Annotated in this window: 11 protein-coding genes; 2 read left to right on the top strand and 9 right to left on the bottom strand. The window is 69.7% G+C overall.

The features are described from left to right. Positions 1-106: 106 nt before the first annotated feature. The 3 genes from FBY22_RS05715 to FBY22_RS05705 form a co-directional block, all read right to left on the bottom strand. On the bottom strand, positions 107-1399 hold the full coding sequence (locus FBY22_RS05715; RefSeq protein WP_142147382.1) for an RIP metalloprotease: 1293 nt from the start codon (positions 1397-1399) through the stop codon (positions 107-109). 8 nt (positions 1400-1407) lie between these two features. Further along, a complete protein-coding gene (gene dxr, locus FBY22_RS05710) occupies positions 1408-2721 on the bottom strand; it encodes a 1-deoxy-D-xylulose-5-phosphate reductoisomerase (RefSeq protein WP_260844716.1) in 1314 nt (437 codons plus the stop codon). A gap of 95 nt (positions 2722-2816) precedes the next feature. Beyond that, entirely contained in the window at positions 2817-4760 is a 1944-nt protein-coding gene (locus FBY22_RS05705) for an acyl-CoA dehydrogenase family protein (RefSeq protein WP_142142858.1), read from the bottom strand. A 349-nt stretch (positions 4761-5109) separates the two neighbouring features. Here FBY22_RS05705 and FBY22_RS05700 point away from each other — a divergent pair, with 349 nt between their 5' ends. Together FBY22_RS05700 and FBY22_RS05695 are read left to right on the top strand one after the other, a co-directional pair. Continuing rightward, a complete protein-coding gene (locus FBY22_RS05700) occupies positions 5110-6126 on the top strand; it encodes a LacI family DNA-binding transcriptional regulator (protein ID WP_142142856.1) in 1017 nt (338 codons plus the stop codon). Positions 6127-6198: 72 nt separating this feature from the next. Continuing rightward, positions 6199-8238 carry a TIM-barrel domain-containing protein gene (locus tag FBY22_RS05695; RefSeq protein WP_142142854.1) on the top strand — a complete coding sequence of 680 codons (2040 nt, stop codon included), beginning with the start codon at positions 6199-6201 and terminating at the stop codon, positions 8236-8238. 56 nt (positions 8239-8294) lie between these two features. On the opposite strand, the gene FBY22_RS05690 is transcribed toward FBY22_RS05695, so the two are convergent. The 6 genes from FBY22_RS05690 to FBY22_RS05665 all read right to left on the bottom strand — a co-directional run bounded on the left by FBY22_RS05690 (position 8295) and on the right by FBY22_RS05665 (position 17031). Next, a complete protein-coding gene (locus FBY22_RS05690; RefSeq protein ID WP_142142852.1) occupies positions 8295-9011 on the bottom strand; it encodes a GH12 family glycosyl hydrolase domain-containing protein in 717 nt (238 codons plus the stop codon). Between the two features lie 38 nt (positions 9012-9049). Next, entirely contained in the window at positions 9050-11248 is a 2199-nt protein-coding gene (locus tag FBY22_RS05685) for a glycosyl hydrolase family 95 catalytic domain-containing protein (protein ID WP_142142850.1), read from the bottom strand. Then, the gene (locus FBY22_RS05680) at positions 11245-13239 is read right to left on the bottom strand and encodes a beta-galactosidase (protein ID WP_142142842.1); all 1995 of its coding nucleotides are present in this window, start codon (positions 13237-13239) and stop codon (positions 11245-11247) included. Before FBY22_RS05680 ends, FBY22_RS05685 begins: the two co-directional genes overlap by 4 nt. A 97-nt stretch (positions 13240-13336) precedes the next feature. Next, positions 13337-14272: a carbohydrate ABC transporter permease gene (locus tag FBY22_RS05675; protein WP_142142841.1), complete on the bottom strand. Its 936-nt coding sequence runs from the start codon at positions 14270-14272 to the stop codon at positions 13337-13339. Then, the gene (locus FBY22_RS05670) at positions 14269-15300 is read right to left on the bottom strand and encodes a sugar ABC transporter permease (protein ID WP_142142840.1); all 1032 of its coding nucleotides are present in this window, start codon (positions 15298-15300) and stop codon (positions 14269-14271) included. Before FBY22_RS05670 ends, FBY22_RS05675 begins: the two co-directional genes overlap by 4 nt. 27 nt (positions 15301-15327) lie before the next feature. Next, positions 15328-17031: an extracellular solute-binding protein gene (locus tag FBY22_RS05665; RefSeq protein ID WP_142142838.1), complete on the bottom strand. Its 1704-nt coding sequence runs from the start codon at positions 17029-17031 to the stop codon at positions 15328-15330. Positions 17032-17350 lie beyond the last annotated feature (319 nt).

Genomic DNA, 17350 nt, shown 5'->3' with positions numbered 1-17350 from the left:
CGAGATTACGGCACCGGCGCGGGCCCCGAGCACTCCCCCACCTCGACCCGCCCAACGGGGGGCGGCCCGGAACCGAGGGTCCCGGGCCGCCGTGAACGACGCGTGACTAGGTGATCTTCACCGGGTTGACGACGTCCGCGACCAGGACCAGAAGGGTGAAGCAGACGAAGATCCCCGCGACCACGTAGGCCACCGGCATCAGCTTCGCCACGTCGAAGGGGCCCGGGTCCGGGCGCTTGAGGACGCGGGCCACGTTCCGCCGCAACGACTCCCACAGGGCACCCGCGATGTGGCCGCCGTCCAGGGGCAGCAGCGGCAGCATGTTGAACAGGAACAGCGAGAGGTTGAAGCCCGCCACCAGCATGACGAACATCGCCAGCTGCTGGGTGGCCGGGATGTCCAGGGTGAAGATCTCGCCGCCGACGCGGGCCGCGCCGACCACGCCCATCGGGGAGTCGGGGGCGCGCTTGCCGTCGCCGAAGGCGGCGTCCCACAGGCCGGGGATCTTGGCGGGCAGGGCCGCGATGGAGTCGACGGCCTCGCCGACGCGGTCGCCCATCCAGGTCAGCGACTCGCCGAAGTCCTGCTTGACGATGCCGGTGGCGGCGCTGAAGCCGAGGAAGCCGGCGCTGACGTACTTGCCCTGGACGATCTGGCCGCTGGAGTCCTTCTTGGCGACCTGGTTGGTGGCGATGGTGGCGTGGAGGGTGACCTCCTGGCCCTTGCGGTCGACGACGATCGGCACGTTCTTGCCGGGGCTCTGCCGGATGAGGTCGGAGAGCCTGTTCCAGTCGGTGGTGCGCACCCCGGCGAAGGAGACGATCTTGTCGCCGGGCTTGAGGCCCGCGGCGGCGGCCGGGGAGGCCGCGTCGCCCTTCTTGCAGGTGTCGCGGTTCTCGCTCTGCGCGATCACGCACTGGGACACCGAGCTGACCGTGGTGGTCTGCTGCGAGATGCCGAAGCCCATCAGGACGGTCAGGAACAGCGCGACCGCCAGGATGAGGTTCATGAACGGGCCCGCGAACATCACGATGACGCGTTTCCAGGGGGCGCGGGTGTAGAAGAGGCGGGTCTCGTCGCCGGGCTTGAGCTCCTCGAAGGCGGCGGAGCGGGCGTCCTCGATCATGCCGCGCCAGGGCGAGGTGGAGCGGGCGGTCAGCTGTCCGTCCGGGCCGGGCGGGAACATGCCGATCATGCGGATGTAGCCGCCGAACGGGACGGCCTTGACCCCGTACTCGGTCTCGCCCTTCTTGCGCGACCAGATGGTCGGGCCGAAGCCGACCATGTACTGGGGCACGCGGATGCCGAAGAGCTTGGCCGTGGACAGGTGCCCCAGCTCGTGCCACGCGATCGAGACCAGCAGGCCGAACGCGAAGACGACTATGCCGAGGATCATCATCAAGCTCGTCATGCACGCGCCTCCGCGGTCGCCGTCTGCGCTGTCAGTTCCCGGGCCCGGGCCCGGGCCCAGGTCTCCGCTTCGAGGACGTCCGACACGGTGAGCGAGGTTCCCGTGACCGGTGTGCCGTGCTCCTCCACGACCCGTGTCACGGTCTCCATGATCCCGTTGAAGGGCAGCTCGCCGGTGCGGAACGCCTCCACGCACTCCTCGTTGGCCGCATTGAACACCGCCGGGGCGGTGCCCGCGAGCTCACCCACGTGCCGGGCGAGGTTCACCGAGGGGAACGCGTCGTTGTCGAGCGGGAAGAACTCCCACGTCGAGGCCTTGCTCCAGTCGAAGGCCGGCGCCGCGTCCGGGACGCGCTCGGGCCAGCCGAGCCCGATGGCGATGGGCCCGCGCATGTCAGGGGGCGTCGCCTGGGCGATCGTAGATCCGTCCGTGAACTCAATCATCGAGTGGACATACGACTGAGGGTGCACGACCACCTCAATGCGACTGAAGGGAATGTCGTAGAGGAGGTGGGCCTCGATGACTTCCAGTCCCTTGTTGACGAGGGTCGCGGAGTTGATCGTGATCACCGGGCCCATGGCCCAGGTGGGGTGCGCGAGGGCGTCCTCGACCGTGACGTCCGCCAGCTGGGCCTTCGTACGGCCGCGGAACGGGCCGCCGGAGGCGGTCACCACGAGCTTGCGCACGTCGGCCCGGGTGCCGGCCGCGAGCGCCTGGAACAGGGCCGCGTGCTCGGAGTCGACCGGGATGATCTGACCGGGCTCGGCGAGCGCCTTGACCAGCGGGCCGCCGACGATGAGCGACTCCTTGTTCGCGAGCGCGAGGGTGCGGCCCGCCTTCAGGGCGGCGAGGGTCGGCGCGAGACCGATGGAGCCGGTGATGCCGTTCAGCACGGTATGGCAGTCGGAGCCCGCGAGCTGGGTGGCCGCGTCCGGGCCGGCGAGGATCTCGGGGAGCGGCTCCCCGGCGCCGTAGCGGCTCGTCAGTGCCTCGCGCAACTGCGGTACGACGTCCTCGCGGGCCACCGCGACGGTCCGTGCGCGGAGCCGGTGCGCCTGCTCGGCGAGGAGGGTGACGCGGCCGCCGTTCGCGGAGAGGCCGGTGACCCGGAAGCGGTCGGGGTTGCGCAGCACGAGGTCGATGGCCTGGGTGCCGATCGATCCGGTGGAGCCGAGGATCACCACGTCCTTGGGACCGCTGCCGGTCACGGGGTCGTAGACGAGGTGCGGGTCGGCGAGGGCGCGTGCTGGGCGTCGCGGGGCGGACGGGGTTTCCGGGCCGCGCCCTCGGAGTGCTGGACTGTCGCTCATCCCTCCATTGTGGCCGTAAGGACGGTGTGTGCGGACAGCGCGCCCCCCTCGTCCCCCGCACGGGGGGTCGGGAGGGACGCGCTGTCCGTGACCGGTCAGCGGATCGGCCGGTGCAGGTTGTCCTTCTTCGACGCTCCGGGGGCCGTCTCGGCGATCCACGGGCCCTCGCCGGACGGGTCGACGATGCCCTCCTCCAGCCATGCGTAGGTGCCGGACATGACGCCCTTGACCAGCGTGCGGTCCAGGTCGTCGGTGTTGGTCCACAGGCGGTTGAAGAGTTCCTCGACGCGGATGCGGGCCTGGCGGCAGAAGACGTCGGCGAGCTGGTAGGCCTCGCGGCCGTGGTCGCCCTGGCTGCGCAGCATCTCGGCGCGGACGCAGGCGGCGCTCATCGCGAACAGTTCGGCGCCGATGTCGACGATCCGGCCGAGGAAGCCCTGCTTGGTCTCCATCTTCCCCTGCCAGCGGGACATGGCGTAGAAGGTGGAGCGGGCGAGCTTGCGGGCGTGCCGTTCGACGTGGCGCAGGTGCGGCGAGAGGTCGACCTCGTGCTTGAACTCACCGTAGGAAACGGGGAGTTGTCCGGGGCCGGCGACGAGTTTGGGGAGCCACTTGGCGTAGAAGACGCCGGCGTTGGCGCCCGCCTTCGCCTTGTCCTGGAGGGACTTCTCGGGGTCGATCAGGTCGCCTGCCACGGTGAGGTGGGCGTCGACCGCCTCGCGGGCGATGAGGAGGTGCATGATCTCCGTCGAGCCCTCGAAGATGCGGTTGATGCGCAGGTCGCGCAGGACCTGTTCGGCGGGGACCGCCCGTTCGCCGCGGGCGGCGAGGGACTCGGCGGTCTCGAAGCCGCGGCCGCCGCGGATCTGGACCAGTTCGTCGGCGATCAGCCAGCCCATCTCGGAGGCGTACAGCTTGGCCAGGGCGCCCTCGATACGGATGTCGTTGCGGTTCTCGTCGGCCATCTGCGAGGAGAGGTCGAGTACGGCCTCCAGGGCGAAGGTCGTCGCCGCGATGAAGGAGATCTTCGCGCCGACGGCCTCGTGGTGGGCGATCGGCTTGCCCCACTGCTCGCGGGCCGCCGACCACTCGCGGGCGATCTTCAGGCACCATTTGCCGGCGGCCACGCAGGAGGCGGGCAGCGAGAGGCGGCCGGTGTTGAGGGTGGTCAGCGCGATCTTGAGGCCGGCGCCCTCGGGACCGATGCGGTTGGCGGCGGGCACGCGGACCTGGTGGAAGCGGGTGACGCCGTTCTCGATGCCGCGCAGGCCCATGAAGGCGTTGCGGTTCTCGACGGTGACGCCGGGCGAGTTGGTCTCGACGACGAAGGCGGTGATGCCGCCCTTGTGGCCCTCGCTCTTCGGCACCCGGGCCATGACGACGAGCAGGTCGGCGACGACGCCGTTGGTGGTCCACAGTTTCACCCCGTCGAGGACGTAGTCGTCCCCATCGGGCACGGCGGAGGTGGCGAGCCGGGCCGGGTCGGAGCCGACGTCGGGCTCGGTGAGCAGGAAGGCGCTGATGTCGGTGCGGGCGCACCGCGGCAGGAACCGCTCCCGCTGCTCGTCGGTGCCGAACAGCTTGAGCGGCTGGGGTACGCCGATCGACTGGTGGGCCGACAGCAGGACGCCGATCGCCGGGCTGGCGGAACCGGCCAGTGCCAGGGCCTTGTTGTAGTAGACCTGGGTCAGGCCGAGGCCGCCGTACTTGGTGTCGATCTTCATGCCGAGGGCGCCGAGTTCCTTGAGGCCGTTGATGACCTCGTCGGGGATGCGGCCCTCGCGTTCGATCAGCGCGCCGTCGACCTTCGTCTCGCAGAAGTCGCGGAGTTTGGCGAGGAACTCCTCGCCGCGCTGGGCTGCCTCGGTGGAGGGGGTGGGGTGGGGGTGGACCAGGTCGAGCCGGAAGCGGCCGAGGAACAGTTCCTTGGCGAAGCTGGGCTTGCGCCATTCCTGTTCCCGGGCGGCCTCGGCCACCTGACGGGCCTCACGTTCGGAGACGGTGGGGCGTCCAGCGGACTCGGAGGGACTGGCGGACATGAGGCTCACCTCGCCGCGAATCGGGATCTTGGGCCGTTATGGTTACCGACGGGTGCTACCCGATCGTATGTACCCGATCCCGGGCGGCCCCACCACCCCGCGCGCAGCTGTTCGGCCGAAGAGACGCGTGAACGGGCGCTCTCCGCGGTGTTGCGTCACAAGCCCTTACCGGGAGACCGTTCGTGTTGACCCCCACGGCACCGGCACTGTCTGCGCGAGAAAAGCTGTCGAAGCGCTTCGACAGACTATGGACACCCACTCTCGCTAGAGCTAGTGTCGAACCACCCTCACACCCGCCCTTGTACGTCATGCGCACTGTCGAAGCGCTTCACACCGCTTGGAGAGCTGGATGGTCACCCTCGCCGAGGTCGCCCAGCACGCCGGAGTCTCGGCGAGCACGGTGAGCTATGTCCTCAGTGGCAAGCGGTCCATCTCCACGACCACCCGGCAGCGGGTCGAGCAGAGTATCCGGGAGCTGGGCTACCACCCGAACGCGGGCGCGCGGGCGCTGGCCAGCAGCAGGTCGAACATCATCGCGCTGATGGTCCCGCTGCGCACCGACATGTACGTGCCGGTGATGATGGAGATCGCCATCGCGGTGGCCACCACGGCCCGCACGCACGGTTACGACGTCCTGCTGCTGACCGGTGAGGAGGGTCCGGACGCCGTGCGCCGGGTGACCGGCAGCGGGCTGGCGGACGCGATGATCGTGATGGACGTCGAACTCGACGACGAGCGGCTGCCGTTGCTGCGCGGCACCGACCAGCCGTCGGTCCTGATCGGACTGCCCGCCGACACGTCCGGTCTCACGTGCGTCGACCTGGACTTCAGGGCGACGGGCGCCCTGTGCGTGGAGCATCTCGCGATGCTCGGGCACCGCGACATCGCTGTCATCGGCGAGGCACCCGCGGTCTACGAGCGGCACACCGGTTTCGCCGAGCGCACCCTCGACGGACTGCGGTCGCGCGCCCAGGAGTTGGGCGTACGACTGCTGCACCGGCCGTGCGAGGGCGGGTACGACGCGACGGCCGTCACTCTCGCCCGCATCCTGGACGAGCGCCCGGGCACGACCGGGTTCGTCGTGCAGAACGAGTCGGCGGTCGAGCCGATGCTCGCCCTGCTGCGGCAGCAGGGCCGGGCCGTCCCCGAGGACGTGTCCGTGGTGGCGATCTGCCCGGAGCAGGTGGCCGTGCAGGCCTCGGTGCGGCTGACGTCCGTGGCCATCCCGGCGCAGGAGATGGGCCGGTACGCCGTGGAGTACCTGGTCGCCAAGCTGGACGGCCGCGGCACGGACGACGTCGTGCTGATCGCACCGGAGCTGACGGTACGGGCGAGCACGGGTCCGGCGCCCTCCGGCTCTTCCTGAGACCCGCCTTCCATCGCCCTGCGGGGCACCACCGTGTCCCGGCCGGGACATGTCCTTTCGGGAGCACCCTTCGTGAATCAGCCTGCCGAAAACCAGACCCAGGTCTCGCTCGCGCAGTCGTCCCCCACCGTCGGCACCTTCCGTGAGCGGGACGGCGCGCTGGAGTGGAGCGGCCGCCAGGAGACCCTCCGTATCGAGCCTTGGGGCCCGGACGCGGTCCGGGTCCGGGCGCGACTCGGCGGCCCGATCCTGCACGGTCTGCCGGGCGCCCTCCTCGACGAGCCGCCGGCCACCGAGAGCAGCGTCAAGATCGGTGACGGGGAAGGGCAGTTGACGGTCGGCGCGCTGACCGTGCACGTCGACGCCGAAGGCCTGGTCCGCTTCCTGCGCACGGACGACCTCGGGGAACTGCTGGCCGAGGAGCGCGCCCACTTCTGGTGGCCGGGCTCGCGGCTGTACACGGCCGTCGGCAACGGCCACCACCGCCTGGAACAGCGGTTCGCCGCCTACGACGACGAGAAACTGTTCGGCCTCGGCCAGCACCAGCACGGCCGTCTGGACCAGAAGGGCCTGGTCCTGGACCTGGTCCAGCGCAACGCCGAGGTCGGCATCCCGGTGCTGACCTCCAGCCGCGGCTACACCCTTCTGTGGAACAACCCGGCGATCGGCCGGGTGGAGCTGGCGGGCAACGGCACCCGGTGGGTGGCCGACTCCGCCCGGCAGATCGACTACTGGATCACGGCCGGCTCCCCGGCCGACGGCCAGCGCCGCTACAGCGCGGTGACCGGCCGTACGCCGATGTTGCCGGAGTGGGCGGCGGGCTTCTGGCAGTGCAAGCTGCGCTACCGCACCCAGGACGAACTCCTCGCCGTGGCACGGGAGTACAAGCGCCGGGGCCTGCCGATCTCGGCGATCGTCTGCGACTTCTTCCACTGGACGCACCTGGGCGAGTGGAAGTTCGACCCGGCCGAGTGGCCGGACCCGGCGGCGATGGTCCGCGAACTGGAGGAGCTGGGGATCAAGTTGGTGGTGAGCGTGTGGCCGTCGGTGTCGCCGCTCTCCGAGAACCACCCGGTGATGGAACAGCGCGGCTACTTCATCGGCACCCAGTACGGTCCGACGGCGCACGCCGACTGGCCGGACAAGGGGGTCGCCTCGACGGTCCAGGTGGCCTTCTACGACGCGACGAACCCGGAAGCCCGTGAGTTCGTGTGGTCGAGGGTGCGGGACAACTATCTGATCCCGTACGGGATCACGGCGTTCTGGCTGGACGCGTGCGAGCCCGAGCTGAAGCCGGGCTTCCAGGAGAACCTGCGGTACTGGGCGGGTCCCGGGCTGGAGGTCGGCAACATCTACCCGGCGGAGAACTCCCGGACCTTCCACGAGGGTCTGCGGGCGGCGGGCGAGGAGGTCGTCACCCTCAACCGTTCGGCGTGGGCGGGCAGTCAGCGCTACGGCGCCGCCCTGTGGTCCGGCGACATCGGCACCGACTTCCCGACGCTGCGCCGCCAGATCGCGGCGGGCCTCAACACCGCGCTGTCCGGCATCCCCTGGTGGAACACGGACATCGGCGGCTTCCACGGCGGCGACCCGGACGACCCGGCGTACCGCGAGTTGATGATCCGCTGGTTCCAGTTCGGGGCGCTGTCCCCGCTGATGCGGCTGCACGGCTTCCGCGACCCGGGCATGCCGCTCGGCCCGGAGATGACCGGCGGTCCGAACGAGGTGTGGTCCTACGGCGATGAGGCGGGCGCCGTCCTGGAGCGGTACCTGCGCCTGCGCGAGCGGCTGAAGCCGTACGTGCTCCGGGTCATGCGGGAGGCGCACGAGGAGGGGCTGCCGGTGATGCGGCCGCTGTTCCTGGAGTTCCCGCAGGACCAGGCGGCCTGGTCGGTCGACGACGCGTATCTCTTGGGCCGGGACCTGCTGGTCGCCCCCGTGCTGACGGCGGGCGCGACGGCCCGTACGGCCTACCTTCCCGCGGGCGCTACCTGGACGGACGCGTGGACCGGGCAGACGTACGAGGGCGGTGCCCGCGTCACCGTCGACGCCCCGCTGGACCGTATTCCGCTGTTCCTGCGGGACGGGGCGCGGTTGCCGGTGGCGGAGTAGGTGTACGGCGGTGCGGCCGGCCCCTCGGAAGGGAGGGGCCGGCCGCATCTTCTTGCTCAGCTGCTGCTGACGCTCTCGCTGTTGACGGTGAAGTTCAGGCCACCGGACGAGGACGTGATCTCGAAGCCGAACTGGAGGTCACCGATGGTGACGTTGCCGAACCAGCCCTTGGTGTCCTTGATCCACTTCAGGATCGGCAGGATGTTGACGGTGCCGGAGCTGGAGTTGGAGGTGCGGACGAACGAGAACACGTCGTTGGAGCCGTTGTTGCCCTTGTAGACGGTCCAGGTGTGACCGCCCAGCGTGACGGTGCCCTGCGAGGTGCCGAGCGGACCGACGGCTCCGGTCTTGTTCATCCAGAGCATGATCTCGTACTTGTGGTTGGTGTCCCAGATGTCGTAGGCGGTCTCGTAGGCGCCGGACGACGGGACCGTGACGTTGTAGCCGCTGGAGAGCGAACCGAGCGAGGTGATCGACTTGTTGATCGCCTTCGTGCCGTTGGGGTAGGACTTGATGCCGCCGGTGTTGGGGTGGTTGGCGTTGACGCCCCAGTTGGTGCCGGAGTTGGCCCAGATGCACTGAGTGCCGGCGCCGGAACCCCAGATGTCGTTGTAGAGCGTGTAGCCGTTCAGGGTCGTGCTGGCCCACTGGTCGCAGGAGCTCCAGACGGCGGCCGAGGCGGGGGCGGAGGCGAGGCCGACGGTGGCTCCGAACGCCAGCGCGGGGGCGATCACGGCCATCGTGATCCGGCGGCGGAGGGTGTTTGCTGCCATGGTGTCCCTTCCATGGGTGGGGGGAGTTGCGGGGGTGGTCACCACGCCTTCAGGGTGAGGACGTGGTCTTCTCCGGCGACGAGGTCGAGCGGGGTCGCGCCGGAGGAAGTCCGGAGTTCGACGCGGTGGGTCCGGGTGGGGCGGATCACCGCGGTCGCTTTCCGCGGGTTCCAGGTGAGGTCGAGTTCGGCCCCGAACCTGGTGCGGATGCCGGTGAGCCGGCCGGTCGGGCAGGCCGCCGGGAGCGCGGGCAGCAGGACCAGCCGGTCGGGCGTGGACTGCACGAGCGTCTCGACGAGCAGGGCGGGCAGGGTGTGGGCGGCGTCCGCGTTGTAGACGTCGCGGTGCGGGTAGTGCGCGCTCATCAGGGAGGCGTGGAAGAAGTCCCCCTCGAGCAGCTGGCCGAGGGCGTGCGCGACCCGTTCGCCGTCGCGCAGGCGGGCGGCCACGAGGGCGTGGTGGAGGTGCCCGTGGGCGGAGTCGTTCTCGGCGCCGCGCAGTTCGAGGGCGCGGTGGGCGGCGGCCGCGAGGTCCGGGGTGTCGTAGGGGTTGATCTCGTCGAGGGGCCAGACGCCGTAGAGGTGGCTGAGGTGACGGTGGTCGTAGCTGTCGTCGAGGCCGGGCCAGGCCCATTCGGCGAGGGCACCGTCGGCGTTGACCCGGTGCGGGGGCAGCCGTTCGGCGAGCGCGCGCCAGCGGTCTGCCTCGGGGGTTCCGGGGTGGTACGCGGCGGCGGTGGTGAGGGCGTGCCGGGCGGCCGAGAGGTCCATGGCCGCGTTGATCGTGCCCCAGCCGGCGTTGGCCGGACGGTTCTCGGGCGAGTAGGAGGGGACGACGACCAGCCGGCCGTCCTGGTCCACCCGGCTGAGGAAGTCCTCGTAGAACACGGCGATCTCGGCGAGGACGGCGGCTGTGCGGGGATCGCGTTCACCGCGGGTCTCGTCGTGGTCGACGAGCGGCTTGAGCAGCCAGTCGGCGCCGGCGGTCCACAGGTGCAGCGGGTACTCGCGGCTGAAGTGGTACGACAGCCCGGACTCGCCGTCGGTGTGGGCGGGGGCGACGACCCCCCGGCAGCCGAGGACGGTACGGGCGTTCTCGGCCCAGTCCTCCTGCTGACGGCCGATCAGATCGGCGAGGGCGGCGGTGACTTCCGGGAGCGCGGTGGACGCGGCCGAGGCGGTCTGGAGGTTGAGGTTGGCGTCGTTGGTGAAGGCACCGGACCAGGCGGTGTCCCAGTCGCCGGTCCACAGGCCCGTGAGGCGCGGCGGGTTCAGACCGCTCGCGGAGAGCAGGTGGTAGCGCCCGGCGGCGAAGAGGCGTTCCAGCAGGGCGGGGCTCTCCGGGCGGGTCAGCAGCTCCGAGCCGGGCAGCGCGCGTTCGGCGGGGTCGGCGCCCAGGTCGAGGGTGACGCGCTCGTAGGCGGTGCGGTGCAGGGCGGTGTGGCGGGACAGCAGGTTGGTGTAGGGGTCCTCGCCGGCCGGCAGCAGGTCCCGCAGGGCGTGGGCATGCGGCGTGGTGTCCAGCTCGCCGGTGTGGCGCAGCACCCGGGTGAGCAGCAGGACGGATGCCGCGCCGGTGACCCGGACGCCGGGCGGCGTGAGCGTCGTGTCTCCCGCGGTGACCACGACGAGCGTCAGCCCGGTGTACGCCGTGTCGCTGCCGGGGTAGCGGACGCGCAGGGTGAGCAGGGCGCCGTCCGCGGTGAGGACGGCGCCGTCGCCGACGGCGAGCCGCGTGGGGGCGTTCGGCAGGCGGTGGTCCAGGGCGATGTGCAGGTCGTCGTCGGCGGTTACCTGTTGGACGACGACGTCGTCGGCGCGGGAGACGAAGACGCGGCTGCGCCAGTCGTCGCAGGTCTCCTCCACGACGCCGGTGGGGAAGTCGACGGCGCGGCGGTAGCGGTGCGGCGGGTCGCCGGGCGTCCTGCGCAGCCGTACCTGGAAGGCGGGATGGAAGGGCTGCACCCACTGCAGGTCGCGTCCGTCGGTGAAGGTCTCGGCGACGTGCGCCTCACCCGCGAGCAAGCGGTCCCGCAGCGCCGGGAGCCGGTCGGCGAGCCGGGGCGGGCGGGCGCTCTCGCCGCCGTTGGGGCGGACCAGGGTGTGCTGGGTGACGACCACACGCTCGTCGTTCGGGTCACCGAACACGAGTGCGCCGTGTCGGCCGTTGCCGCTGAGGAAGCCGTCCTCCCAGCGCGCGGCGGGTCGTGCTTCCCAGGTGCCGTGCATGATGTTCATGGGCGCAACACCACCACGCCGTAGCGGTCCAGCGTGCACGGGCCCTCGAAAGTCGCCCCGGTGAGCAGGTCACGATGGCTGCCGGGCAGGTCGACGGTCACCGCGTCACGGCCGTGGTTCAGCAGGAACAGCAGGTCACCCCGGCGTACCGCCTCGACCTGGTCGGGCAGCCCGGGCAGGACCGGGTGGACGCCGGCCTCGGCCGCGATCCCGGCGAGCAGCTCGCGCAGGGCGTGGGGCTCGGGCAGCGTGGACATGTAGCGCGCCCGCCCCTTGCGCAGCACGGCGGGCATCCCGTCGAGCTCGCCGCCCTGGTACGTGACCTCCGCCGAGGCGTCCTCGCCCTTCTCGATCTCCTCCGACCACAGGGTGCCGGGGAACACGTCGGTCTCGACGCTCTCGTCCTCGTCCAGGGGCCACCATTCGTGCAGTGTGCGGATGCCGAACAGTTCGCGCAGCCGGACGTCCATGCCGCCGGTCCGTACCCGGTCGTGCTCGTCGGCGATGCCGGTCAGGAAGCCGCTGACGAGGGTGCCGCCGTCACGGACGTAGGCGAGGAGGTTGTCGATCGACGTGTCCGTGAGGGCGTACGCCTGTGGGACGACGACGAGCCTGTAGGCGCTCAGGTCGTCCTCCGGACGGGCGAAGTCGGTGGCGAGGTGGGCCTGCCAGAGCGCGCGGTGCCAGGCGGTGAGGATCCGGGTGTGGTCGACGTGCGTGGACAGGCGGCCCTCGTGGGCGCCGGCCCACCAGGAGTCCCAGTCGTGCAGGATCGCGATGTCGTTACGGGTGTGAGTGCCCGTCACCTCAGCGCTGATCAGCGCGAGTTCGGCGCCCAGCCGCTTGATCTCCTGGTACGTGCGCCCCTGCTCCCCCGCGTGATTGACCATGCCGGAGTGGAACTTCTCGGCGCCCTGCCGGGACTGGCGCCACTGGAAGTAGCAGACGGCGTCGGCGCCGCGGGCGACGGCCTGCAGGGACCACAGGCGGTTGAGGCCGCGGGGCTTGGGGTGGTTCACACCGCGCCAGTTGACCGGTCCGGCCGCCTGCTCCATCAGCATCCAGGGGCCGCGGGCCTGGGAGCGGGTCAGGTCCTGCACGAGGGCCCCGTGCTGGGCGCCGAACGGATCGCGTGGGTCGGGGTAGAGGTCGACGGAGACGACGTCCTCCTCCTCGGACCACCGCCAGGCGTCCTGCCCGGACCACAGCGGCATGAAGTTGGTGGTGACCGGGATGTGGGGCTGGGTGTGCCGGCGGACGATCTCGCGTTCGGCGACGTAGCACTCCAGGAGCATGTCGGAGGTGAACCGCTTGAAGTCCAGCACCTGGCCGGGGTTCTTCAGGTAGTGGGCGTGCCGGGGTGGCAGTATCTCCTCCCAGTCGCCGTAGCCCTGGCTCCAGAAGGCCGTTCCCCAGGCCGAGTTGAGGGCGTCGAGGCTGCCGTGGCGGTCCCGTAGCCAGCTGCGGAAGCGGGCGGCGGCCTCGTCGCCGTAGTCGTAGGTGCAGTACTCGTTGTTGATGTGCCACATCGTGAGGGCGGGGTGCCGGCCGTAGCGGGCGGCGAGGTCCTCGGTGATGGCGGCGGCGTGCCGGCGGTAGACGGCGCTGGAGTGCGAGAAGTGCTGGCGGCCTCCCCACCACTCGGTCCGGCCGTCCTCGTCGCGGGGCAGGGTCTCGGGGTGCAGGCGGCCGAGCCAGGGCGGGGGCGAGGAGGTGGGGGTGGCGAGGACGACGCCGATGCCGTTGTCGTGCATCAGGTCCATCAGCGTGTCCAGCCACCCGAAGTCCCGCTCCCCCGGCCTGGGTTCGAGCTTCGCCCAGGAGAAGACGCCCAGGGTGACGGAGTTGACGCCGGCGTCCCTCATCAGCCGGACGTCCTCGTGCCAGGTCTCCTCGGGCCACTGCTCCGGGTTGTAGTCGCCGCCGAAGAGGATGCGGCCTCGGGTGGCGTCGGCCAGGACGGCCCCACGGCCGGGACGGGACGCGAGCATGACATACCTCGATCTGTGAAAAGAGGGGACTGCGACGCCCCGAGGGCAGCTTTCGAACCGGTCCGACGAGCCCTGGGGGCTGCGGCGCCCGAAGGCTTCAGCCCTTGATCGCGCCGGTCAACATGCCCTTCTTGAAGTGCCGTTGCACGAAGGGCGACAGCACGGCCACCGGTAGCAGCGCCATCACCATCACGGCCATCTGCACGGCCAGTCCCGACAACTGCCCGGTCCTGATGGCCTGCCCCAGCCCCACCGGCGCCTGCTGCTTCTGCACCAGCTGGATCATCACGTTCTGCAACGGCATCATGTCCTGGTCGTTCAGGTACAGCGACGCGTTGAACCAGGCACTCCAGTAGCCGACGGCGTAGAACAGCGTGATCACCGCCAGCACCGCGCGGGACAGCGGCATCACGATCTGCCACAGGATCCGGAAGTCGCCGGCCCCGTCGATCCGCGCGCTGTCGATGAGCTCCTGCGAGATGCCCATGAAGAACCCGCGCAGCACGAGGATGTTGAACACGCTGATCGCGCTGGGCAGGATGAGCGCCAGATAGCTGTCCGTCAGCCCGATGGACTGCACGAGCAGGTACGTCGGGATCAGACCGGCGCTGAAGAACATGGTCGCCAGCAGGATCATCAGGATCCAGCGGTGCCCCAGCGAGCCGGTCCGCGACAGTCCGTACGCGCACAGCACGGACACGGCCATGGAGAACAGCGTGCCGACGAGCGTGATGAGGACGCTGATGATCGCGGCCCGGGTGACCTGTCCTCCGCTGAGGAGCTCCTTGTAGGCGATGAAGGTGATCCCCTTGGGCACCATCACCAGCCCCCCGGCCTCGTTGATGGTCCTGCGCGACGACAGGCTGGTGACCACGACGATCCACAGCGGGAAGAGGATTCCCAGGCAGGCCAGGCCGAGGACGAGCCCCTTGCCCGCCACTCCCGCCCTGCTCGGCTCCTCCTCCCAGGCGGGCCGGGGCGGAGCGGCCCAACGGGACTCCTCGTGTGCCGGTTTCGTCATCACGGCGGTCACTTCTCGTACACCCCCTGCTCGCCCATGAGATGGGCCACCTTGTTCGCGGCGAGGACCAGTCCGATGCTGACGACGCCCTTGACCAGGCCGGCGGCGGCCGCGTAGCCGAAGTCCTGGTTGCGGACGCCGTTCCACCACACGAAGGTGTCGAGGACCTCGCCCGCCCCGGGGCCGACGGCGTCGCGCTGCAGCAGGATCTGCTCGAAGCCGACGGTCAGCGCGTCACCGACGCGCAGCACCAGCAGCAGGGCGATCACCGGCCGCAGCGCGGGCAGGGTGACGTGCCACATCCGCCGCCACCGTCCGGCACCGTCCATCGCGGCGGCCTCGTAGAGGTCCGGTGGGACGGAGGCCAGGGCGGCGAGGAAGACGATGATCCCCCAGCCGGCGTCCTTCCACACGCTCTGCGCGGTGACGAGGAACTTGAAGGTCGAGGGGTCGGTCATGATGTCCAGCTCGTCGAAGCCGTGTTGCCGCAGCAACTGTGACAACAGGCCCGCGCCGCCGAAGAGTTGCTGGAAGACGGCGATGACCAGGACCCAGGAGAAGAAGTGCGGCAGATAGAGGATGGCCTGGGAGATCGCCCGGACTCGGGGCCTGACGACGCTGTTGATGAGCAGCGCGAGCACGATCGGGATCGGGAAGAAGAGCACGAGCTGGACGAAGAACAGCACCAGTGTGTTCTTCACCGCGTTCCAGAAGGCCGAGTCCTGGAAGATCTGCTGGAAGTTCTCCAGGCCCACCCAGGGGCTGTGCAGGATCGAGACGATGCCGTTGTCGCTGACATAGGGGTCGTAGTCCTGGAAGGCGACCACGTTGCCCAGGATCGGCAGGTAGTTGAAGACCAGGACCAGCACGATCGCCGGCACCGTCATCAGGAGCAGAGTGCGGTCGCGCCGGAACCTGAGCCGTGGGCTCAGCCTGCCCGGCTGGGTCTTCTCCCGGGAACCGGTGGCGCCGCCGGACGCCACCGGGGTCTGGACCGGTGTGCTGGCCTCGGCCCTCCGAGGCACCGTGCTGTGGGACACGGCGGATCTCCTTGCCTCGGTACCGGGTCAGTTCGCCGCCGAGCCGTTCTCGTCGAGCAGCTTCTTGTACCAGTCGCGCAGCCTGTCGCCGCCCTTGCTCTTCCAGTCGGAGATGAACTGCTGCATGTCGCTCATCTTCTTGTGGCCCCGGACGATGTCGTCCTCCAACTGCTCCATGTCGTTGGTGAGGTTGGTGTAGCGGTTGGGCTCGACGACCTGCATGCCCCAGAAGGACGACTTCTTGGTGAAGGCGCCCATCCGCTGCTGCCAGCCGACCATGCCCTTCGTGTACTCCGGGAGGTCGGGGTGGGCGATGGTCGAGGCGGGGCTCGCGACCATGACGAACGCGTTGATGACCTCGTTGTTGCCCTTGTCGGTCTTGACGGGCACGCCGTTCTTGAGGGTGTAGTGGGTGCCCTCGACGCCGTAGTTGGTCATCATCCACTCCTTGGTGCCGTACGGCGCCGCGGTGACGTTGGCGACGGCCAGCACGTCGCGGACGACGGACTCGGAGGCCTTCTTGTTGACGAAGGCGAAGATGCTCGCCGGGTTCGCGGCCCACAGGACGGGGTTGCCGCCGTCGTGGCCCCACAGGTCCATGCCCCAGATCTTGAAGCCGGGGTTCTGCGCGGCCTGGACGGCCTGCTGCGCGTACCAGTTGGAGATGTCGTTGTTCCAGATCAGGAACTCACCGGCGGCGAACTTGGCGCTGGGGTCGGTGGCCTGGCTCTTGCCCAGCTTGAAGTCGGGGTGGACGTACCCGGCGGCGAACAGCTTGCGCGTCCACTCCAGCGCCTCGAGGTACTCCGGGGTCTCCATGCGGTGGGTCATCTTGCCGTCGACCATGGTCCAGCTGAGCGACTTCTCGCCGCCACTGATCACACCGAAGGTGTTGAACGCGGTCCACTTCATGTCACCGCAGGCCCACCGCTTGGTCCTCGGACTGGTGATCTCCTTGGCCAGGGACATGAACTCGTCGGCGGACTTGGGTACTTGGTAGCCCTGCTTCTCGAAGACGTCCTGCCGGTAGAGCGGCACGATGTTCTGCACGTACGACGCCGGCATCGGCAGGCCCATCAGCTTGCCGCCGAAGATGGAGCGCTGCCAGGCGTCGGACGGGATCGCCGCGAGGTTGGGGTACTCCTTGACCTTGTCCCCGGAGAGGTACGGGCCGAGGTCGGCGAACTTGCCGATGATGGCGCTGGGTATCTTGGCGGTCATGTTCCAGCCCGGTATGACCACCACGTCCGGGATGTCGCTGGAGGCGAGGACCGCGCCCAGCTTCTGGTCGTAGGTGTTGCCGTCCTGGTTCTGCCACTGGACGTCGACGCCGATCATGGAGTTCGCGGCCGTGTAGTAGGCGCAGTTCCCCTTCGGCGGCGAGCCCCAGAACGGCGACATGATGGTGACCTTGCCGCCCTTGCCGAGCTTCTTGGGCACCGACGTCTTGAGGGTGTCGACGTCGAGCTTGCCGGTGAAGCCCATGGACGAGCCGTTCTTGGACGGGATGTCCGGGCTCACCACGTTGCTGGCCACGTAGGCCGGCAGGATCTTCTTGGCGTTCTTGCCCGAGGTGGTCCCTCCGCGCGACCCGCCGTCCGAACTGCCGCAGGCGGCGAGCAGTGGCATCCCGCCCGCCACCGCTGCGGTGGCGACCGCGGTGGAGGCGAGGAAGCTTCTCCGGCTGGTCCCGGAGGAGCCGGAAGAACCGGAAGCGGCGTTCGGCGTCATTGCGTCAACCCTTCATGGCGCACCAGGACACCCGGCGGTGGCCGTCGGCAGCGGTGTCTCGAGTGGAACTGGCCTGAGCCGAAGCGATCCTCCGACGACTGCGGCTCGCGATGTCAGTCGAAGCGCTTCGATGTTGGTGTGAGGTTAAGTGAACACCCATGGGTGCACAAGGGTCGCTCCCAACATTCCTCGGAGCTGTCACAGTCGACCTTTTCTTCATGCAACGCTTGAAGTGTCGGTGAGCGACCCTTGACACCCGGCGGTCCGTCGAATGAGCATCGAAGCGCTTCGAAAGCGCCCGGCCGCTCCATCGCAAGGG

The organism is Streptomyces sp. SLBN-31 (genome assembly GCF_006715395.1).
Lineage (GTDB): Bacteria > Actinomycetota > Actinomycetes > Streptomycetales > Streptomycetaceae > Streptomyces.
This window is presented reverse-complemented; position numbering and strand designations above follow the sequence as displayed.